This is a genomic window from Sporosarcina sp. FSL K6-3457, assembly GCF_038007285.1.
GTDB lineage: Bacteria > Bacillota > Bacilli > Bacillales_A > Planococcaceae > Sporosarcina.
Window position 1 is genome coordinate 208,623 of sequence record NZ_JBBOWX010000002.1, and the last position, 20,781, is coordinate 229,403.

General features: G+C 41.0%; 18 protein-coding genes and 1 tRNA gene. 15 read left to right on the top strand and 4 right to left on the bottom strand.

What is annotated here, in order from left to right; genetic code table 11:
- Window positions 1–50: 50 nt before the first annotated feature.
- From N1I80_RS22980 to nadD, 10 genes are all read left to right on the top strand, one after another.
- Complete coding sequence (locus N1I80_RS22980) at window positions 51–2,030, top strand: TRAP transporter permease (protein WP_445683723.1); 1,980 nt, start codon at window positions 51–53, stop codon at window positions 2,028–2,030.
- Window positions 2,031–2,247: 217 nt separating this feature from the next.
- The gene (locus N1I80_RS22985; protein WP_340740301.1) at window positions 2,248–3,804 is read left to right on the top strand and encodes a glycoside hydrolase family 10 protein; all 1,557 of its coding nucleotides are present in this window, start codon (window positions 2,248–2,250) and stop codon (window positions 3,802–3,804) included.
- A 184-nt stretch (window positions 3,805–3,988) separates the two neighbouring features.
- Complete coding sequence (locus tag N1I80_RS22990) at window positions 3,989–5,266, top strand: methyl-accepting chemotaxis protein (protein ID WP_340740302.1); 1,278 nt, start codon at window positions 3,989–3,991, stop codon at window positions 5,264–5,266.
- Between the two features lie 142 nt (window positions 5,267–5,408).
- Window positions 5,409–5,537, top strand: a complete 129-nt coding sequence (locus N1I80_RS22995) for a hypothetical protein (RefSeq protein ID WP_340740303.1) — start codon at window positions 5,409–5,411, stop codon at window positions 5,535–5,537.
- A 552-nt stretch (window positions 5,538–6,089) separates the two neighbouring features.
- The gene (locus N1I80_RS23415) at window positions 6,090–6,794 is read left to right on the top strand and encodes a peptidoglycan recognition protein family protein (RefSeq protein WP_445683720.1); all 705 of its coding nucleotides are present in this window, start codon (window positions 6,090–6,092) and stop codon (window positions 6,792–6,794) included.
- Window positions 6,795–6,930: 136 nt separating this feature from the next.
- On the top strand, window positions 6,931–7,299 hold the full coding sequence (locus N1I80_RS23005) for a hypothetical protein (RefSeq protein ID WP_340740304.1): 369 nt from the start codon (window positions 6,931–6,933) through the stop codon (window positions 7,297–7,299).
- Between the two features lie 418 nt (window positions 7,300–7,717).
- Complete coding sequence (locus N1I80_RS23010) at window positions 7,718–8,527, top strand: NUDIX domain-containing protein (protein ID WP_340740305.1); 810 nt, start codon at window positions 7,718–7,720, stop codon at window positions 8,525–8,527.
- 184 nt (window positions 8,528–8,711) lie between these two features.
- Window positions 8,712–9,620, top strand: a complete 909-nt coding sequence (locus N1I80_RS23015) for a hypothetical protein (RefSeq protein WP_340740306.1) — start codon at window positions 8,712–8,714, stop codon at window positions 9,618–9,620.
- A gap of 81 nt (window positions 9,621–9,701) precedes the next feature.
- A complete protein-coding gene (locus tag N1I80_RS23020) occupies window positions 9,702–11,168 on the top strand; it encodes a nicotinate phosphoribosyltransferase (protein WP_340740307.1) in 1,467 nt (488 codons plus the stop codon).
- 107 nt (window positions 11,169–11,275) lie between these two features.
- Window positions 11,276–11,911, top strand: coding sequence for a nicotinate (nicotinamide) nucleotide adenylyltransferase (nadD, locus tag N1I80_RS23025; RefSeq protein WP_340740333.1), 636 nt, complete (start codon window positions 11,276–11,278; stop codon window positions 11,909–11,911).
- A gap of 159 nt (window positions 11,912–12,070) precedes the next feature.
- Here the strand turns inward: nadD and N1I80_RS23030 are convergent, their stop codons facing one another.
- Both N1I80_RS23030 and N1I80_RS23035 read right to left on the bottom strand, forming a co-directional pair.
- Window positions 12,071–12,433, bottom strand: coding sequence for a coiled-coil domain-containing protein (locus N1I80_RS23030; protein ID WP_340740308.1), 363 nt, complete (start codon window positions 12,431–12,433; stop codon window positions 12,071–12,073).
- A 97-nt stretch (window positions 12,434–12,530) separates the two neighbouring features.
- A tRNA-Val gene (locus N1I80_RS23035) sits at window positions 12,531–12,603 on the bottom strand.
- A 231-nt stretch (window positions 12,604–12,834) separates the two neighbouring features.
- On the opposite strand from N1I80_RS23035, the gene N1I80_RS23040 reads away from it, so the two are divergent.
- Window positions 12,835–13,680: a DNA-3-methyladenine glycosylase family protein gene (locus N1I80_RS23040; protein WP_340740334.1), complete on the top strand. Its 846-nt coding sequence runs from the start codon at window positions 12,835–12,837 to the stop codon at window positions 13,678–13,680.
- A gap of 192 nt (window positions 13,681–13,872) precedes the next feature.
- On the opposite strand, the gene N1I80_RS23045 is transcribed toward N1I80_RS23040, so the two are convergent.
- Window positions 13,873–14,016 carry a hypothetical protein gene (locus N1I80_RS23045; RefSeq protein ID WP_340740309.1) on the bottom strand — a complete coding sequence of 48 codons (144 nt, stop codon included), beginning with the start codon at window positions 14,014–14,016 and terminating at the stop codon, window positions 13,873–13,875.
- Between the two features lie 140 nt (window positions 14,017–14,156).
- Here N1I80_RS23045 and N1I80_RS23050 point away from each other — a divergent pair, with 140 nt between their 5' ends.
- Window positions 14,157–15,104, top strand: a complete 948-nt coding sequence (locus N1I80_RS23050) for a Gfo/Idh/MocA family protein (protein WP_340740310.1) — start codon at window positions 14,157–14,159, stop codon at window positions 15,102–15,104.
- An 18-nt stretch (window positions 15,105–15,122) separates the two neighbouring features.
- Entirely contained in the window at window positions 15,123–16,511 is a 1,389-nt protein-coding gene (locus N1I80_RS23055) for an aldehyde dehydrogenase (RefSeq protein WP_340740311.1), read from the top strand.
- 25 nt (window positions 16,512–16,536) lie between these two features.
- Here the strand turns inward: N1I80_RS23055 and N1I80_RS23060 are convergent, their stop codons facing one another.
- Entirely contained in the window at window positions 16,537–18,108 is a 1,572-nt protein-coding gene (locus tag N1I80_RS23060; protein WP_340740312.1) for an ATP-binding protein, read from the bottom strand.
- A gap of 97 nt (window positions 18,109–18,205) precedes the next feature.
- Between N1I80_RS23060 and N1I80_RS23065 the strand changes: the two genes are divergently transcribed.
- Window positions 18,206–19,258, top strand: coding sequence for a M42 family metallopeptidase (locus N1I80_RS23065; RefSeq protein WP_340740313.1), 1,053 nt, complete (start codon window positions 18,206–18,208; stop codon window positions 19,256–19,258).
- 15 nt (window positions 19,259–19,273) lie between these two features.
- Window positions 19,274–20,764: a UDP-N-acetylmuramoyl-L-alanyl-D-glutamate--2,6-diaminopimelate ligase gene (locus N1I80_RS23070; RefSeq protein ID WP_340740314.1), complete on the top strand. Its 1,491-nt coding sequence runs from the start codon at window positions 19,274–19,276 to the stop codon at window positions 20,762–20,764.
- Window positions 20,765–20,781: the final 17 nt, after the last annotated feature.

Sequence of the window (20,781 nt, forward strand, 5' to 3'; positions counted from 1 at the left end):
CAAAGCAGCATGATGAAACGGTTGTCAAACCACAAGACGAAGAATTCAAGATGCTATCAGAAGCAGAACAATTAGAAATTCTTCAAAAGTATGATCCTGAATCGAATACCCGTAATGTTACCGGGATTTTTAAGAAAATCGTCTTTTTCGGTTTACTTGCCTTTTCCATATTCCAATTGTATACATCGATTGGTACGCCTTTCACCGCCTATATTCAACGCTCGATTCACTTAGGGTTTGCATTGGCGCTTATTTTTATCCTATTCCCCGCGAGAAAGAAAATTGGCGTTAAAAGGAATAAAGTTCCTTTTTATGATGTTATCTTGTCGCTTCTTTCAATAGGGGTTGGCTTGTATTGGCCATTACTTATTGACGAACTTGTGATGCGGGTTGGTCGTGTTTCGCCACTAGATATGTTTGTTGGTGTTGTTGCTATTTTACTTACTCTGGAGGCGGCAAGGCGTGCGGTAGGATTACCGATTACAATTATTTCGGTATCGTTTTTAACTTATGCATTTTTTGGACCCTACTTTCCAGGGTTTCTTGCACATCGTGGGCAAGATTTGAAAAGTGTCGTTCAACTGATGTTCTATACGACAGATGGGATTTTAGGTACTCCGATTAGTGTATCTGCAACCTTTATTTTTGTATTCTTGTTATTCGGAGCATTCTTAGTCAAGACGGGTGTTGGAGCTTATTTCAATGATCTTGCAGTAGTTTTGGCTGGGCGCTTAGTAGGGGGACCTGCAAAGGTTGCTATTTTCTCGAGTGCTTTACAAGGTACAATTTCAGGTAGCTCGGTAGCCAATGTTGTCGGCTCTGGTTCGTATACGATTCCGATGATGAAAAAGCTTGGGTATCGAAAAGAATTTGCTGGTGGTGTTGAGGCAGCAGCTTCGACAGGCGGGCAAATTATGCCACCAATTATGGGGGCGGCCGCATTCTTGATGGTTGAATTCATCGGTGGTGTTACGTATTGGCAAATTGCTAAAGCAGCGGCAATTCCAGCACTTCTTTATTTCACGGGTGTATGGATTATGACGCATTTTGAAGCGAAGCGCGTTGGTTTACAAGGAATGTCTGAAGATCAGATTCCTAATCGTAAAGAAACATTAAAGAAAATCTATTTATTATTACCGATTATTGGGATTATCGTCTTCTTACTAATTGGTATTCCAACAATGAAAGCAGCACTTCTTGGAATTGTATTAACAATTGTCGTCAGTGCATTTGACAAGTCAACACGTCTTGGATTGAAAGACATGATTGAGGCACTTGTTGACGGCGCTCGCACAGCGCTTGCCGTTGCAGCCGCAACAGCTTGTGCGGGTATTATAGTAGGGGTTGTTGTAAAGACTGGCCTAGGTCTGAGCCTTGCGACAGGACTTATTTCAGCCGCGGGAGGGAATATTTTCCTCACGTTATTCTTTACGATGCTTGCAGCTATCGTCTTGGGAATGGGTTCACCGACGACAGCAAACTATGTCATCACATCGACAATCGCTGCTCCAGCGATTATTACGCTATTGATGTTAGATACGCCTGACGCAGCGGTACCGCTTGTCGTGGCTATATCTGCGCATCTATTTGTGTTCTATTTTGGGATTATTGCAGATATTACACCGCCAGTAGCACTTGCGGCATTTGCAGCAGCTGGGATTTCAGGTGGAGATCCCATTAAAACGGGTGTGACATCAGCGAAGCTTGCGATTGCAGCATTTATCATCCCGTATATGTTTGTCTTCAATCCGGCTATGCTGATGATTGGTGCCTCGATTCCAGAAATTGTCTGGGTCGTTGCGACTGCAATTATTGGGATGATTGCCATTGGTGCAGGGATGATTGGTTATTGGTACCGGAAATGTAATTGGATTGAGCGTATCATTGCGGTAGGTACGGGATTGCTCCTTATCTATCCAGAAACAATCACGGACATTGTCGGTTTGGTTCTCTTCACAATAATGGTTGTAATTCAGTGGTTGTCTAGGAATAAAGATGAAGACAATAATAAAGTTGCGGTTGCTTCTTAATAGGCTTACAGAACTTCCTTCGCTATTTTATAGTGGGGGGAGTTTTAACTTTTTTATAAGTAGCGATTGTGAAATAAGTTTAGGATTCATTTTTGTTTTTCAACAAACTTTGGTATGCTTTTAGAAGTTGACTAGACTAAGTGTGGCGGTGGATTCAATACCATTTATTAGTATAAGTGCTTTGACTGAATGAAAGCTATGAGGGGATGTTTATTGTATGAAGAAAAAAGATGTAGGTAAGTTGATGACGTCAGTAATGATGGCGTTTGTTCTATTCGTGTCTATCTTTCCAACACCAACCCATGGCGCAAGCGATTTACCACCTAAACATGAAATGCGTGCCGCTTGGATTGCGACGGTTGGCAATATCGATATGAAGGCTGGAATGACGAAAGCTCAGTATACAGCCTGGGTACGTCAAACATTAGATCAGTTGAAAGCGAAAAAATTCAATACGGTCATTTATCAAGTGAAACCGACAAATGATGCTTTGTATCCTTCGAAGTTGGCTCCGTGGTCATCTTACATAACAGGAAAAAAACAAGGAACAAACCCGGGCTACGACCCTTTGCTTATTATGACAGAAGAAGCGCATAATCGTGGTATGGAGCTACATGCGTGGGTCAATCCTTATCGCGTAACGATGCCAGGACAAACCTTATCAAGCCTTGCAGCTACCAATGTAGCTCGTACTAATCCAGGATGGGTTATTAAATATGGCAAACAGTATTATTTGAATCCTGGTCTTCCAGAAGTACAAAACTATTTGCTGAAGACAGTTGAAGAATTGGTAGCTAATTATGATATTGATGCGGTTCATATGGATGATTATTTTTATCCTTATAAAATCAAAAATGAGACATTCCCAGATCAAGCTGCTTTCAAAAAGTATGGAGCTTCTTATAAAAAAATTGCTGATTGGCGACGAAATAATGTCAATCAACTTGTGAAAGATATCTATTCGACGATTAAAGCAACGAAACCGCATGTGCAATTCGGGATTTCTCCATTCGGCGTTTGGCGCAACCAATCACTAGATCCTACTGGCAGCAACACAAAGGCTGGTGTCAATAATTACGATGATTTGTATGCAGACACAAGACAATGGATGAAAGACGGTAGTATTGATTATATTACACCACAAATTTACTGGTCTAAAACGTTGTCAGTTGCGAAGTATGAAACACTAGTTAACTGGTGGAGCAAAGAAGTAGCAACGTATGCCGAAGTGCATCCTGTTCATCTTTATATTGGTATGGCCGATTATAAAGTTGGCACTGACGCTGATAAAGCATGGCATAATAAAATGGAATTGCCGAACCAAATACTCACAAACAGAGCTGATGAAATGGTACAAGGCCAGATGCATTTTTCATTAAAAAGTATACAAAAAAATGCACTTGGCTATGCAACAATTTTAGAAAAACAACATTATAATTATACGGCGATTACTCCAGCGATTTCATGGGGAGATGATACGCAACCTGAATTGCCGACATCTGTACAAGTTAATAAGGTTACGGCTGGCGTGCAGCTTAAAATTGAGCAACAAACGACTGAACAACCAAGAAAATATGTCATTTACCGTTTTGAAGGAAATCAAGCAGGTTCTTATCAGGATCCAAGAAATATTGTGGATGTTGTCTATCATACGCACGGAACTACTGTATTCGTAGATAAAACAGCGAATGCTAAAAAAGTCTATACGTATGGCGTTACTGCGGTATCAGCAACAGGTGTCGAAAGTGAAGAGGCATATGTCATTAGTCGATGAATAGTAGTCAAAAGGTTGGGGTGTAACAATTTTGACTCAGCCTTTTTTCTATAATTGACCTTAAGTAATAAAATTTTCACAAAAATCATTCTTCAACCTATTGCAATCAATCCGATATAATTATATAGTCGATGTTCAGCATGTATTACTTTAGACATAATGATGGTGGAAAGAGGGATGTTAAATGCAAAAGAAACGAAGCTCTACAAGTAAAGTATCATTCAAATTAGTGATACTTATTATACTGCTAGTCGCTGTGATTGGTTCTATAATTGGTATACCGAATGATACTTATGGATCATTGGTTAGTTTAAAGTGGATCAATATACTACTCACATTGGTAGCGGCGGCTATTGGTTCAGCCATTTTTAATGGTGCTACAAAGAAAAAGATTGCCTTGTTAAATGATGCTTCACAAATCTCGCTTCAAATTGTTGATGGTGATTTAGCAACAACTAAGCAGCTCCCCGAATCTGCTGATGAGATTGGACAAATCGGTATGTCCTTTAATCAGATGACGACTAGTTTGCGGACTTTACTAACGGATGTTCGAAAAACGGGTGAATTATTAGTTACGTCGGCAAGTGAACTATCTGCTGTGTCTGAGGAAACAGCTGCGAGTAGTGATGAAATCGGTGTTGCCATGATGGAAATTACGACTGGTGCAGTTGGACAAGCGACTACTCTCGAAGAGACGAATAAGAGCCTAGGTCTTTTAATGACCTCTGTTGATAAAATGAACCATCAAAATCAGCATATTAAAGAAATTAGTGCGACTTCTGAAGAGGCAACGGCAAAAGGACAAGATATTGTTGCTGTTCTTAAAAAGTCGAATGACGAATCGACGTTAGCAGCTGATCAAATCAGTATCGGAATTACAAATCTTTATACGAAGCTAAAGGACATTTCGACAATCACAGATGCTATTACAAATGTCTCCTCACAAACGAATTTATTAGCATTAAATGCCAGCATTGAAGCGGCACGTGCAGGTGAGCATGGTAAAGGCTTTGCGGTTGTAGCGGAGGAAGTCAGGAAATTAGCAGAACAGTCAAGTGTCTCAACCAACCAAATTCAGCAAATGATTGTTGGTATTGAAAAAGAAGTAGAAGACACTGTGATGGCAATGATGACGACAACGACAATCTCCACTCAATTGAACACTGCTGTTAGTGATACAGAAAATGAGTTCAATAAAATCGCAGCCTCGGTTCAGGAAACATCGGCGGCAATGGAGCAGTTAAACGTTGAAATCCAGCATGTGACTGAACAAAGTGCGGTTATCATCGACGCTATTCAAAATGTATCTGCCATTGCGGAACAAACTGCTGCATCGGCAGAAGAAGTGACGGCCTCTGTCGATGAACAGTCGCAAGCGATTAGCAGCTTGACTACATTGGCACAAGGGTTAACGGAACTAAGTGAAAGAGTAAATGAAGCCATTCAGAAATATAGATTATAACAGGTCTGCTGATTAACCATTTACTTGCATAAATCACAGGTAAGTAAAGGCTTGAAAACCTCCATTTTCACTGGTGCATTTCCGATTCGCTTTCGGCTAACTATTCACGACATGATTACTGTAGAAGTAGGTGTGTCTAGAAATGACGAAGTCATTTCTAGACACACCTTTTTCAGTCATCTTATTGCAAATACTTGCCTGTCGCGTACCTACAACATTTAAGTGGAAAATGCAGTTGCTTGGAAAGAAAAGAATAGATGACTTTCTATAGGGTGTAAGTGCCCGAAGATGCAATTTCAGGCACTCTTGCACGTTGTACAAGGTGCTCCCACTTTACTTTTAGCAAGTTTTATAAGAATGTGACACTTCCTAAAATAACAGTGGGCAGGACCGTGGTAAAAGCTTTAGCCGCTTTTATCCAAGTAAAAAGCCAGCTATTCTTTCTTCCTCAAAAGCATTAGCGCTTTGTGTATAAGTGTTTTTGGAGAGCGATGGGTGAACGAGCACCATATGATTACCGCATCCCTATACATAAAAAATAGCCCGGTAATCGTATAGAAGTCGTTCAATCCACAGCGAACCAAAAGAACTGTACACAGCACGCATAGTGTTTGATTAAGTTACTTTTTGGTGAATCAACAGGCATGAGATTATAACTAATAACAAAAAATATCTTCCACGACTAGAAATAGGTGGGAGATGTTTTTTTGTTGTTTTTGTATTCTTTTGTCATAGGGGTTGTCTATGTTGCGCCATATGCTAGTAAACAAGGTGTTGTTGTCAGCGTGATGATAGGACCTTAGTGGGGAAGAAGGTGAATCATATGGCATATATCATCATCACCAATCTTATTCCGACGTCTCTTTATCCACTCAAAGCAACATATCCAATGTCAGCAAAATATATCACTATCCATAATACAGCCAATGATGCGACAGCTATCAATGAGATTGCTTATATGACACGTAATAAGAACGCGACATCGTACCATGTTGCTATCGATGATAAACATGTAGTACAAGGTATCCCGTTTACGCGCAATGGTTGGCATGCAGGTGACGGTAATGGTGACGGCAACCGTCAATCAATTGGCATTGAAATTTGTTACTCAAAATCCGGTGGTGCTAGGTATAAGGAATCAGAGGAGAATACTATTGAATATGTTGCATATTTACTTAAAAAATTCGGCTGGAACATAGATCGAGTCAAATGGCATCGGGATTGGTCAGGAAAGAATTGTCCACATCGGATTATAGATGAGGGACGTATGTTAACTGTCCGAAATAAGATTGCCAAACGTTTGGCAGAATTGAACACCGTAAAACCAATACTACCAAAGGAGGATATACGCATGTTTAATCCAAGTTCTGCAACGCTTAAAGCTGCTTTCGAACAATACTTAGTAGAGGCAGTTAAAAAGGGACTAATGACAGACAAGTGGCTAACGGATTACAGGGCGGGAAAGTTGTCGCTCGATGATGCACTTGCATTGAAAGTTATTATTGACCAGCGAGAGAAGAAAGAATGATTGTTATTCAAAGGAAAGCAATTAATTTTAGTGTGTTTTAGTTTACTAGTTCTAAAAGCTGTTATATACTATTGTTAATGATTCTAAATTACTGGTATTTGGATAGTGTATTAACAGGTAAAAGGATGTGCTTTAGATGGAAATTCAAGAATTACTAAAAAAAATAAATCAAAGTGTAGAGAATCTAGACTTGGTTTCGGCAAGAAGATATATTGAGAAAAACATCGAACAAGTAAGCCAAAATAGGCATCATCTATGTAAAAATGCAAGGGATTTATTAGATTTTTTACAAAGTGAGTCTACAACTGCAACAAGCTCTTATAACCGACGAGAATTACACATGATTAACACAATCAACACATATGCTACTCGATTTGATGTACGGGGGCTTAGATTATCAGTTAAAAATAATGCAGACTTATTAATGAAAAAAGACATACGGCTCTATCTAAACGCGGATGCTAAGATATTATTAGAAGGCATGAAGGCTATTCAGGCTAGCTGAGTAGTAGAGCTGACAATTTCCTCCACTAAAGCAGTGGTTTCTAGGTACTTATACACTTCTCTTTGATAGGAAGGACACGCATATTCATTTCGGATAGATATCACAAAGAAATAAATGAAATCCGAAGGTATATCAGTACCTGTACAAATCAACAAGGATGGCTAAAATTTCATTAGCTGTCCTTTTTTCAATTAGAAATGAATGAGCATTAAAATGAAAATAATAGGAAGAGAAGTTTTTCTTGATTTTAGTATTCACTTGATATACAATTCAATTAACAGTTTGGTAATTGTTAATTGAAAAGAGTTTTTTGATTTTAAAGCAATGATAGATAGTTACTTGATAAACACTATCGTCATCGCTACTAAAAAATGAAGGCTCATCGACAGTTGATATAAAGCAAAGGAGATGAAAACGGATGTCTAGATTTAAAACAGAACAAGAAGCACTACAACATTATGATTCAAGTCAGTACAGAACGCCGGATGGGTATACAAGTGATATTGCGATATTCACGTTAATCCCAAATGAGGAATCGGCTGTTGAAGGTGGGTCGATCTCTAATCACTCCTTAGCTTTGATGCTGATTAAACGGGCAGAGTTCGATGCAGAAGGTGAACCTAACATCGAAGGTGGAAAATGGGCTTTACCGGGAGGGTTTATCCATCCAGAAGAAACAGCTTATGAAGCGGCTAAGCGGGAGCTAAAAGAAGAAACAGGTGTAGACGGCATTCACATCGAACACTACGGTGTGTATGACAAATTAGGTAGAGATAAACGCGGATGGATCATATCCAACGCTCATTATGCAATTGTTCCTGAAGAAAATATTGAAGATAGGGAAGCTGCTGATGATGCAGACGAAGTTCAATTATTCACGGTAGATGAGGTCTTTGCGTTAGATTTGGCTTTTGACCATTACCAAGTAATTAAAGATGCTTTGGAAGCTGTTCGAAAAGATGTGTTTCAAACAACGGTAGTTAAAAACTTTTTAACAGAAGAATTTAAGTTGGAAGATTTGCGCCAGGTGTTGCTTGCAATTATTGATGACCCTGTTGTGAATAGTAAGCCCGGATTTTTTAGGAAAGCGCCAAGTCTGCCCTTTATCGTAGAAGCATTAGACAAAAATCAAGTACCTAAAACAGCAGAACCGACAAGCACTACGAAGCGACCAACAAAATTATACCGATTTGTAGAAGTAGATATTATCCCTTCGATTTGGCGCTAAATTTGTGAGTGGGCATGTGCGTGAGCTTATGATTCAATGAGACGTGTATGCCTGCTGTTGCAGACAGTAAGATGTCCAAAATGTAGCGTAAATCAAAGAAATGGTAGTGGTTTTTAGTTTTCTGTATATCAATTAACAAATATATAATCGTTAATTAAATAAAAATTAAAGGAGTGTGCTGGAAATGATGAAAACAAAATTTGAGGAAATTGTTGATATTTCAAGGATAGGAAGTGAGGATACGAAGGGGTTCAATGAATTAATGGTCCTTGCGAATGCGGAGAAAATGATACCTTCAAGAGGAGATGCTGAAAAAGTGTTGTTCATGGGGATTGATTTTCAAAATGACTTTATGGAAAACGGAGAACTAGGCGTCCCAAATTCTCATAAGGATGTTGAACGGGTAACTAAATTCCTTTACAAAAACCTTGATAAAGTGACGACAATTGCATTGTCGTTAGATATACATGAATTGCATCAATTATTCCATCCGAGTTGGTGGGTAGATGCAGAGGGAAATCATCCTGTTCCATTCACGGTCATTACAAGAGAAGATGTTGAACAAGGAAAATGGATGGCTGTAAAAAACCAACAAGAAAGCTTGACGTACATTATTCACTTGGAGCGTTTAGGGAAAAAACAATTGTTAATATGGCCTTATCATTGCATTGAGGGGACATATGGTGCTGCCTTAGAAGGTCAGTTTTCGAATATGGTTCACTTCCATTCCATGGCACGGCAGTCCGGCATACAAAAAATTGTGAAAGGGCAAGACCCATTAAGTGAAATGTACGGAATCATTAAACCAGAGTATGCCACGATAGACGGAACAAATTATGCGTTTCTTCATTCACTACTCGCTTACGATAAAATTATTATCGCCGGTGAAGCGAAATCTCACTGTGTATTGGAATCCGTTCGGCAAATAGTCGAGTACTACGGAAACGAGCATGAATTGCCATCAAAGATTTATTTGTTAGACGACTGCATGAGCCCTATTCCTGGGTTTGAAGACTCAACAGAGCATGCATGTAGAGAGCTTCAAAAGAATGCTGGCATTCATATTGTAAAATCAACCGAATTCATGTTGTGAAAACGAGCAAAACACGGCTATTTGTACACTAAAAGAAGCGGTGTTATTAAAGAGACGATGCTTATAGAGGAGGAAAATCTAATGACTAAAAAGTATCAAGATGATGGGCTAGCACTCCACACGGATTTGTACCAGATTAACATGGCGGAAACGTATTGGGAAGATAATATGCACAACAAACGAGCGGTATTTGAACTCTATTTCCGCAAGTTGCCTTTTGAAACGGGTTACGGTATTTTTGCAGGATTGGAGCGAATCATTGAATTTATTCAAGCGTATCGGTTTACAGATAGTGATATTGCTTATTTACGTGAAGAATTGGGTTATGAAGAAGATTTCCTGGCCTATTTGCAAACGGTGCGCTTTAACGGAACGATTCGAGCCATGCAAGAGGGGGAATTGGTTTTCGCGAATGAACCGATTTTACAAGTCGAAGCAAGCTTGGCAGAGGCTCAGTTAATAGAGACAGCTCTCTTGAATATTGTCAATTACCAAACACTCATTGCAACGAAAGCAGCACGTATTAAGCAAGTGGCAGGAGAACAAACGGTAATGGAATTTGGAACGAGACGTGCACATGAGTTTGATGCGGCGGTGTGGGGAACAAGAGCAGCGTATATTGCTGGGTTTTCCGCAACGAGTAATGTGAGGGCTGGCAAGAAGTTTGGCATTCCTGTATCTGGAACACACGCACATTCTATGGTTCAAGCGTATAAAGATGAATACAAAGCATTTCATAAATACGCACGTCGTCATAAAGAGTGTACATTTTTAGTTGATACCTTTGATACGTTGCGGTCTGGTGTGCCAATAGCGATTCAAGTAGCGAAAGAGCTGGGAGATAGCATTAATTTTAATGCAATTCGTTTAGATAGTGGTGACTTGGCTTACTTATCAAAAGAAGCACGAAAAATGTTGGATAAGGCAGGATTCCCAAAAACGAAAATCGTTGCTTCAAACGACTTAGATGAAAAAACCATTATGAGCTTGAAGGAGCAAGGAGCGAAAATTGATATGTGGGGTGTTGGAACAAAAGTGATTACCGCATTTGACCAACCTGCTCTGGGTGCTGTTTATAAATTGGTGGCGATTGAGGATGATAATGGTAATATGGTGGACACCATTAAAATATCTGGCAATCCAGAGAAAGTAACGACTCCCGGATTGAAGAAAGTGTATCGCATTGTGAACACGGTAAATAATCGTGCAGAGGGTGATTACATTGCTATGATAGATGAGAATCCACAAGCGGAAGAAAAATTAAAAATGTTTCACCCAACGCATACGTTTATCTCAAAGTTTGTAACGAACTTTGAAGCGATTGAATTACACCGAGATGTTTTTGTAGCTGGCGAGCTTGTGTATATGTCCCCGTCTATACAGGAAATTCAAGCGTATGCTAAAAATAATTTAAATCTCCTGTGGGATGAATATAAGCGTACCTTAAATCCAGAACAGTATCCCGTGGATTTAAGTCAGAAATGTTGGGATAATAAAATGAGGAATATTCACGAGGAGCAAGAAAAAGTACAGCAGCTAAATAGTTAATTAAGAAACACGAAATTGACACATTGGAGGAATGAATTATGATGCACAAGACAGAAAAACTAAAAGTACATCTTCAAGAGCTAAATCCTGGGAAAGACATCGAGAAAATGTTTGAAAAAGGTACAGCAATAGGTATTTATGGTTCTTCTTTCGACCCTGTAACAAACGTTCATTTGTGGACGGCCTCAACAGTGGCGCATCGCAAAAAATTAGACTATGTTATTTTTTTACCTTCATCGAACCAAAGGGTAGATAAACAATTGCAAACGCAAAACGAGCATCGAGTGGAAATGGTAAAGTTAGCAATCAACAATAATCCTAAATTCATCTTAGATGATTACGAATTAGATGTATTACCAGGGAATCACTATACGTATTACACAATGGAGTATTTCAAAGAAGTGTTCCCTGATGCAGATTGTTATTTCATTATGGGCGCTGATTTGTTGGTCGATATCGGAAAGGGAGAATGGCGATTGGCGGAAGAGTTAATTAGTCGTAATAAATTTATCGTCATGGCTAGAAATGGGATTGACATTCTGAGCACGATTTCGAAATCTCCTATTTTACGGAATCATGATGACGGCAGATTCCAATTGTTGGACAAAGGGTTAGCGATGGAAATAAGTTCGACGTATATTCGACAAGAATTTGCAATGGGGGGAGAACCGCAGTATTTGCTGCCAGGCTCCTGCTATGAATACATTAAAAATAATGGACTTTATCGAAAAGTCGTCCGTTAGAGATTGAAGAGGATGGCGATGAGGAAGATTATGTTACAGCAAGAAATTGTACAGGAATTGTTGGTTGCTTCAATGATTGTTGCGAAAGAAGAAATTCGTACAGTATTGAATTTATGAAATCTGGTTTTAGACAAAAAAAGAAGCCTATTATGGCTTCTATTATTGAAGTGAATCTGTTCTAATAAAGACTTCTCTATCTAGTTCATGTATTTTATGTGTGATGTATTTCAGTTCCTTTGTCATATCATCTCGTAGCTGTATGGTATTCTTTGATAGTTCTTCAAATTGACCACCGACACCAGTAAGTTTGGCATCAATTGCATCGAACCGTGTATTCATTAGCTTGTTAGTGTCATCAATCCGCCCATTGGTTTCATTAATCCGACGATCGATATTATCAATTCGCTCATTAGTCATATCGATTCGCTCGTTAGTTTCATCAATTCGGCGATTGACTTCAGCGAATCCCTTTTCGATATTATTATCCAGTTTTGCGAGCATTTCGAGTACTTGGTTGTCCACTTTGAATCCCTCCTAGTTTAAGTGCACAGGCTAGTAAATATAGGTAGTAAAAAACCACTTTACATTTTGGATGCGAAGTGGTTTTGGCAATTCAGTATGGTCCCAGACGGGCTCGAACCGCCGACCCCTACCTTGTCGAGGTAGTGCTCTCCCAGCTGAGCTATGGAACCTTGGGAAGTTATCGCGTGCATCTGCTTACTGCACAAGTTCTATTATAGCCAATCTGTAAAAGAAGTCAACACTTTTTCAAAACAATTTATTTGAATCCAGATAAAGCCTCTGGCGGATGTCACGGTTTTTTTAAGGAGTGAGTTCGAAAAAAATCCGGACGCAATCACGCTATGACGTGATTGATTGTGAGGTATACTAAACATAGAATCCTATAAAAAGAGGTGTTTCCAATCGATCGACAAATTGAACTACCATTCGTCTATGATTTTGACCGTGCGCTTGATAGACTTGCGGCGAGTCCTATCAATGCGGTTGATTGTGCGCAGCGAATCATCCGCATTCCAATGGCAGAAGGTAACGTTGTGACAATTAGAGGAACGGGAACAACGCAGCAACCGACTTTCTTCATACAAGGATTGCTCGACGATGTTCAACTCGAGGAAATCAAAGAGATTTTCCACTTTGACAGGCCTCTTGATGGCATTCAAAAACATTTTATTGGAACGGACCTGGAACAGCTTTTTATGGACCACGCGGGGACACCGCTTATTAAAAGCTTCTCCTTATACGGGGATCTTATGACTAGTATTATCCATCAACAGCTGAATCTATCGTTTTCGCATACCTTGACCCAGCGTTTTGTGGAGTCTTACGGTGTGCAAGTGGATGGCGTCTGGCGCTATCCATCGCCTGAACGTATTGCGACGTTGGATGTCTCAGAGCTGCGTGACAAGCAGTTTAGCATGCGCAAGGCGGAATATGTCATTGGCTTGTCGCAGTCGATTGCAGAGGGCACGCTAGACCTTGAACAGTTTAAGCGGTTGGACGATGAGGAAGTAGTAGCAAAGCTGGTGGCGTTTCGGGGTGTTGGACCTTGGACGGCGCAAAACTTTTTGATGTTTGGACTGGGACGCCCGAATTTATTCCCATTGGCGGATATTGGTTTGCAAAATGCGCTGAAGAAATTATGGGAGATGGACCGTAAACCGACGAAAGAGGAGATGCTTGACCGATTTCCAGATTGGTCGCCGTATATGAGTTATGCTGCGCTGTATTTATGGCGCAGTATCGAGTAGGCAACGTTTTGTCCGAACTAAGCAACGCTCGGTCGAAAGTAAGCAACGTTTACCACGAACTAAGCAACGCACCATCAGAACTAACCAACGTAATCAACACGCCAAACAACAGCTTTCCCATAATCGCATGGAAAAGCTGTTGTTATGGTTCGCTTGAAATGGGGATTAGTAGCACAGGTAATTCGATCACTATCAGTGTGGCAGCTCCTGTGCTCGTTCTTCATCGTTAAAGTACAGGAAGTTTTCTTCTTCCAGCTCTGTTAGCCGTTCTTTATTAATGCCGAGTGATAGGTTTCCTTCAAACATTGTTTCCCACCAATTTTCAGTTGTTGTCATGTCCATTTCCTCCTCAGTAATCATTGTTGTTTGAACATTCTTTTCCCTTGAATGTTATAATCTAAAACATAGAAGGGCGAAAAGGAATCGTTAGGCCTATCCTTTTCTATTCGATTTTTTTGTAAAAAGGGGTTAATTTCATGAAAAAAATTACATTTGCCATTGTCGGGACAGGTGTTGTTGGTGAACGGATCATCAAACAATTATTACAGAATACGAATGCGATCATCGTTGCCTTATTTGATGAAAATGGAAAGCGTTTACAGGAAATGACGGATACATATGGACTGTATGCGGCATCCTCCTATGATGAGGTGCTTTCCTTGAAACCAGACTGGATCTACATCGGTACACCACCCGTTTCTCACGCAAGCCTTAGCGAGAAGGCGATGGCTCAAGGTTTGAATGTTCTTTGTGAAAAGCCACTCGCGCATGATGTCGCAGATGGTCTAGTGATGTCAACGGCAGCCGCCAATAATAGCGATATTCAAACAGCCATGCATTTTCCGTTGCTCTATAACCCCGCAGTCAGGCATATGATGAAACTTGTCGACGAGGGCGCAATTGGTAAAATTTTGCGAGTGGAGCTACAAGCCTATTTCCCACACTGGCCGCGTGTATGGCAACAAAATCCTTGGATTGCTTCGCGTGAACAAGGTGGCTTCACGCGTGAAATTTTTCCGCATTATTTTCAGCTTATGTACAGGATGTTTGGTCATCTGTCGATTACTTCCTATGAAACCGTTTATCCTGAAGATGAAACGCTCGCAGAAATCGGTGTCTTAGCAATCGGTAAAACAGCACATGACATTCCTTTCTTGCTGAACGGCCTTTCAGGGATTGGTCAACAAGAAGAACTGTCATACACAGTATATGGAGCGAAGGGTGTTCTGAAACTGCGTAATTGGTCGGAACTTAGCAGTGCACAAAAAGACAGTCCTTTTGAAATATTGACTTCCTTCGATACTGTGAAATCGCTAACAGACGAATGTGTATTAGCTGCTAATGGTGAAGAAGCGTTACTTGTGTCATTCGATGAAGGACTTGAAGTGCAAAAGCTAATTGATCATCTGCTAGATGAATCATAAGAAAATGGAGGAATGATCATGAATTTCACTGCACAAGATGTAGAGTCAATGATTGCTATGCAACGAAGATTTTATTTTACTGGCGAAACGAGAAGTGCGGCTTTTCGGATTGCCATGCTGTCGAAATTGAAAGAAGCTATTATGTCGAATGAGAAGGAAATTTCAGAAGCACTCCACAAAGATTTGCGGAAAAGCCCATTTGAATCATATGTGACAGAAATCGGCTTTGTTCTCACGAGCATTTCGCATATGATTAAAAACCTAGAACAATGGATGGAATCAGAAGTTGTGAAGACACCTGTACATCTCCAGCCGGCAAAAAGTTTTATCGTGCGTGAGCCGTATGGATCTGCGCTCATTATCGGTCCATTCAACTACCCATTTCAGCTAGTGATGGAGCCGCTTGTGGGCGCAATCGCGGGCGGTAACTGTGCGATTGTCAAACCGTCCGAGGCTTCTGTTTATACAGGAGAAATCATCAAAAAAATCTTGACGGATATTTTCCCATCTGAGTTTGTCCGCGTTGTTGAAGGAGAGCAGCAAGAAACATCGGCGCTCATTCATGCATCTTTCGATTATATTTTCTTTACAGGTAGTGTAGCTGTCGGAAAAGTTGTCATGAAAGCAGCGGCGGAACGTTTGACACCGATTACGCTTGAACTCGGTGGAAAAAGTCCTGCGCTTGTCGATCAGACAGCGGATATCGTAATGGCTGCAGAACGAATCGTTTGGGGGAAATTCGTCAACAATGGACAAACCTGCGTTGCACCTGACTATGTAATCGTGCATCACACGGTGAAAAATCAGCTTGTTCAAGCAATGGGGGCTACCATTCGTAAGTTTTATGGGAAGGTAGCTGCGGAAAGTTTGGATTACGGCAGAATCGTGAATGACAAGCATTTCAATCGTTTGTTAAAAATCCTTGAAAAGGATCGTGCACACGTAGTCTATGGCGGAGATTTCAACCGTGAGGATCTATTCATTGAACCGACATTGCTCGATAATGTGAAGTGGAATAGTGCTTCGATGGAGGATGAGATTTTTGGGCCCATTCTGCCGATTTTGACGTATGACAATCTTGGGGAAGCCTTGCATCGTATCCGTCAATTACCGAAACCGCTTGCTGCCTATATGTTTACGGAGAACGAACAGGCCTCGGAATACTTCATCGACAATTTGCCATTCGGCGGTGGCTGCATCAACGATACCATTGCGCATGTCGGCAATGGTAATTTACCGTTTGGCGGGGTTGGTTCTTCAGGGCTAAATGCTTATCATGGCAAATATAGTTTTGAAACATTTACGCATGCTAAAGCAATGATGAAAAAAAGTACGACGATTCCGATGAAAATCGCCTTTCCGCCCTATGGTCAAAAGTTAAAATTAGTAAAACCGCTCATCCGTTAAGGAGAGCGGTTTTTCCAATAGCTTGTCATTCTGTCCATGGAAGTGCAATAACGACCTCTGTACCTTCATTTACTACACTTGAAACGGCCATTGTTCCGCCTTGGTCGGCAATGATTTTTTTTGAAATCATCATGCCAAGCCCTGTACCTCCTTGTTTCGTCGAAAAAAACGGCTTGTAAAGATTATCTAGTGTTTGCTGGTCCATGCCAGGGCCATTATCACGAATCGCAATCAAGACGTTGCTCTTTTGACGAGTCAATGTCACCGTAATGCAGCCATTTTCAATAAGTCCCTCACATGCGTTTTTCAATAAATTAATGAACACCTGCTTCATACCGTCTTCATTCCCATTAATCATCACTGTGTTTATGGGAATATCACTTTTACAAATAATAGAACGGTACGCAAATTCAGGTTCAAATAATCCCACTACATCTCGCAGTGTTTGTTCGATATAGAACTTAGTTGACTTCTTTAAATTAGGTTTTGATAGTACGAGAAATTCACTAGTAATCAAATCGATTCGATTGATTTCACTATGCATAATATCGGTGTAAGGACGATAAGGATTAGCAGGATCATTGTTCATTATTTGGATGAAACCTGAGATTGATGTCAATGGATTTCGCACTTCATGGGCAACGCTTGCTGCGATTTCACCAATGGCTTTGACCTTTTCGGTATCGATTAATAGCTGTTCAGCTTGGAGTCTCAGCGTAATGTCGCGTGAGATGAATGTCATAGCGACAATCTCTTGTTGCTTATTGTAAACGGGTGTGATGGTTAGCTCTGCATCGAATATCGCCCCGTCTTTGCGCATTTCTTTTGTGCGTAGCAGGTGAAAGCTTTTCCCTTGCAATACGCACTTGGTTCGTTCTTCCACCTTCGCATCCTCGGATGATGGAAATAGCTTTGGTGATTGTCCGATACAGTCAATTTCTTTCCAGCCATAGATTTTTTCAAATGCAGGATTGACTGCAATGATTTTCTCGTCTAGCCCAAAGACAACAATGGCATCCTCTGCATGTTCAAAAAAGAGATCGAGATAGCCTTCTTTTGACATTAGAATAGTGTCCATTCTTTTATTTTCGGTAAACATATTGTTCCACTGAGGGCTGATTTTAAAGGCGTATAATAAGCATAGAAACGCGACCATGAAGAAGATAGAGACCACATGAGAAACTTCCACTGCCCCCCTGTCAGCAAGATAACTCGCATGGTGCAAGTAGAAAAGAATAGCAAGCTGTGTACTAGTAATAGCTGTCATAATGAAGTTGATGCGCGCAACATTATAGATAGTTGTGAGAAACATTGGGAATATCAAGTAAAGTAAGTTCGACAAATCAGGTATGAATATGTTGAGAAGAAATACGTATAAGTTATAGATAATCATGATGACTAGACGTAAGGTACGAGCATTCATACCTTTAGCTTGCATTATAACGATTATAGCGATAGATATAACCCCAAATAGGGCAATGCTTGTTTCGTAAAAATTGTTTAAGAGGGGCAGAAAAATAAGATGAACAATGACGCCCGCAATGAAAAAAAGTATAATTAACTTGTTACGGGATTGGATGGCTGTTGAATGTTCCATTAGGCACCTCGACTAATATTCTCTATACTAATAGCATACACGATTTCGCGGCCACATAATATGGCAATATTCAACGCGGACGAAAGGGGTAATGGAAATGACAACGATATTGAATGATAAACGGACAATTGAATTATTGAAAAAGTTGGTGGAAACACCAAGCCCATCAGGCTACACGGAGAAAGTAATGGCGCTGATTGCCCAAGAACTCGAGGCGATTGGCATAGCTTATAAACAGACCAATAAAGGGGCTATCATCGCCACGATTGAGGGAGCAGATACAACGCGTCATCGGCTGCTTACTGCTCATGTCGATACATTAGGTGCAATGGTGAAAGAAGTTAAAAGCGACGGTCGGTTGAAATTAACGATGGTAGGTGGCTTCAATTGGAATGCAGTAGAAGGGGAATATTGTCTCATTCACACGGCGGCTGGGAAAGAAGTACGGGGTACGATATTGATGCATCAGACGACTGTGCATGTTTATAAAAATGCGGGAACTGCAGAGCGTAATGCAGATAATATCGAAGTACGCATTGATGCAAAAGTGACAGATGCAGATGGTACTCGCGCACTCGGGATTGAAGTGGGCGATTTTGTATCCTTTGATCCGCGTTTTGAAGTGACAGATAGTGGCTTTATTAAATCACGTCATTTGGATGACAAAGCGAGTACGGCTTTATTGCTAGAGCTTATACGTTCATTACAGGAGCAAGGAACTGTGCTACCGCATACCACGCATTTCTATATTTCGAATAATGAAGAGATTGGGTATGGTGGCAACTCTAATATTCCTGAGGAAACGGTCGAGTATATCGCTGTTGACATGGGTGCAATTGGTGATGGACAAACGTCTGATGAATATACGGTGTCGATTTGTGCCAAGGATTCAAGTGGACCGTATCATTATGCGTTAACACAGCATTTGACGGGTCTTTGTAAAGAGGGTAGCATTCCTTTTAAATTAGATATTTATCCGAATTACGGTTCGGATGCATCGGCTGCAATTCGGGCAGGCTTTGACGTGAAACATGCATTATTTGGACCTGGCATTGAATCATCGCATGCTTTGGAGCGGACACATAATGATTCACTAACAGCGACTGCGCAATTGCTTCGTGCGTATGTTACTTCAGCGATGATGGATTGAACGGAGGTTTTGTAGATGGAGACAGCGAAATTATTGTCGGTGTTGGCTGTTAAGCAAGTGACAGGAGTGATGCCGCCAACTGTGACGGATATTGCAGTAGATTCACGTGCGGTAAATGCGGGCGGCGTTTTTGTCTGCATCGAAGGATTTACAGTGGATGGTCATCATTATGTTGAGAAAGCGGTTAGCAATGGGGCTCGGGTGATTATTGCTTCGAAGCCAGTTACTGTCGATTTGGATAAGATTGCAGTTGTCACTGTCGATGATACGTCACGGGCTATCAGTTTGTTGGCGTCTCGCTATTATAATTATCCTTCCAAGCAAATGACGATGATTGGTGTAACCGGCACAAATGGTAAGACGAGTGTTAGTGGGATTATCCAAGCCATTTTACAATTAGCGGGTGAGAAGTCAGCTGCCTCGGGGACGATTGGCTTCAATTTGAACGGAACATTATATGATACGGATAATACGACGCCAGATGCGCTGACAACACAGGGAATGATTGCGCAGGCGATGTCAGAAGGTTGTACGACGATGACGATGGAAGTGTCGTCGCACGGACTTGTGGAAGGGCGTTTAGCAGGCACGGAGTTTGATATTGCTATTTTTACGAATTTGACGCACGATCATCTGGATTTCCACGGGACGATGGAGGAATATGGACATGCTAAAGGACTATTGTTTTCTCAGCTAGGACAAGACTTGGACAAGCAGAAGTTTGCAGTTGTCAATGCAGATGATGTATGGAGTGCTAAGTTGAAAGGCATGACGTCCTATCCTATTTTATCCTTTGGTATCCACAATGACGCCGTGTTCCGCGGCTCGGATATTGTATTAGCGGCGGATGGTACGTCGTTTACACTGACGGCGCCTGACGGGGAATATAAAGTAGTCATGCAGTTGATTGGCGAATTTAGTGTTTATAATGCATTGGCTGTTATCGCAGCATTGTCTGCGAAAGGCATGGCAACTGCGGATATCATTAGTTATCTTGCGCAAGTGCCTGCTGTGAAAGGTCGCATGGAGCGTGTGCCGACTGAGTTGCCGTTAACCATTTATGTCGATTATGCTCATTCACCCGACGCAATTGAAAAAGCAATCGCTGCTGTTCTTCCTTATAAGAAAGCTAGTAGTAAATTAATTTTTGTCATTGGCACGGGCGGCAACCGCGATCGCTTGAAGCGTCCAGTCATGGCGGAGAAAGCATCTGTTGCAGAATATGTGATTTTGACAACGGACGATCCGCGGGACGAGCCATACGAGTCGATTGTTGGAGAGTTAGCCGCCGGTATGCAGCACGAAGGCTTTGCCTGCATCGGCGATCGCGCACAAGCTGTACGCCATGCTGTTGAAGTTGCGGAGCGCGGCGATATTATTATTTTCGCAGGTAAAGGGCATGAGGATTATCAAATTATCGGTTCGACAAAATATCCACACTCGGACGCGGAAATTGCGCTGGCAGAGGCACAGAAGAAATTTGGTACGGGTGTAGTGGAGAAGTAAATGAGAAGGGGGCAGAT

Bases quoted from the DNA above. Each gene is read 5' to 3' on its own strand.
- N1I80_RS23010 (WP_340740305.1), top strand. From the start codon at position 7,718: ATGTCTAGATTTAAAACAGAACAAGAAGCACTACAACATTATGATTCA.
- N1I80_RS23020 (WP_340740307.1), top strand. From the start codon at position 9,702: ATGACTAAAAAGTATCAAGATGATGGGCTAGCACTCCACACGGATTTG.
- N1I80_RS23005 (WP_340740304.1), top strand. From the start codon at position 6,931: ATGGAAATTCAAGAATTACTAAAAAAAATAAATCAAAGTGTAGAGAAT.
- N1I80_RS22985 (WP_340740301.1), top strand. From the start codon at position 2,248: ATGAAGAAAAAAGATGTAGGTAAGTTGATGACGTCAGTAATGATGGCG.
- N1I80_RS22990 (WP_340740302.1), top strand. From the start codon at position 3,989: ATGCAAAAGAAACGAAGCTCTACAAGTAAAGTATCATTCAAATTAGTG.
- nadD (WP_340740333.1), top strand. From the start codon at position 11,276: ATGTTTGAAAAAGGTACAGCAATAGGTATTTATGGTTCTTCTTTCGAC.
- N1I80_RS23070 (WP_340740314.1), top strand. From the start codon at position 19,274: ATGGAGACAGCGAAATTATTGTCGGTGTTGGCTGTTAAGCAAGTGACA.
- N1I80_RS23050 (WP_340740310.1), top strand. From the start codon at position 14,157: ATGAAAAAAATTACATTTGCCATTGTCGGGACAGGTGTTGTTGGTGAA.
- N1I80_RS23015 (WP_340740306.1), top strand. From the start codon at position 8,712: ATGATGAAAACAAAATTTGAGGAAATTGTTGATATTTCAAGGATAGGA.
- N1I80_RS23055 (WP_340740311.1), top strand. From the start codon at position 15,123: ATGAATTTCACTGCACAAGATGTAGAGTCAATGATTGCTATGCAACGA.
- N1I80_RS22995 (WP_340740303.1), top strand. From the start codon at position 5,409: ATGACGAAGTCATTTCTAGACACACCTTTTTCAGTCATCTTATTGCAA.
- N1I80_RS23045 (WP_340740309.1), bottom strand. From the start codon at position 14,016: ATGACAACAACTGAAAATTGGTGGGAAACAATGTTTGAAGGAAACCTA.
- N1I80_RS22980 (WP_445683723.1), top strand. From the start codon at position 51: ATGCTATCAGAAGCAGAACAATTAGAAATTCTTCAAAAGTATGATCCT.
- N1I80_RS23065 (WP_340740313.1), top strand. From the start codon at position 18,206: ATGACAACGATATTGAATGATAAACGGACAATTGAATTATTGAAAAAG.
- N1I80_RS23060 (WP_340740312.1), bottom strand. From the start codon at position 18,108: ATGGAACATTCAACAGCCATCCAATCCCGTAACAAGTTAATTATACTT.
- N1I80_RS23415 (WP_445683720.1), top strand. From the start codon at position 6,090: ATGGCATATATCATCATCACCAATCTTATTCCGACGTCTCTTTATCCA.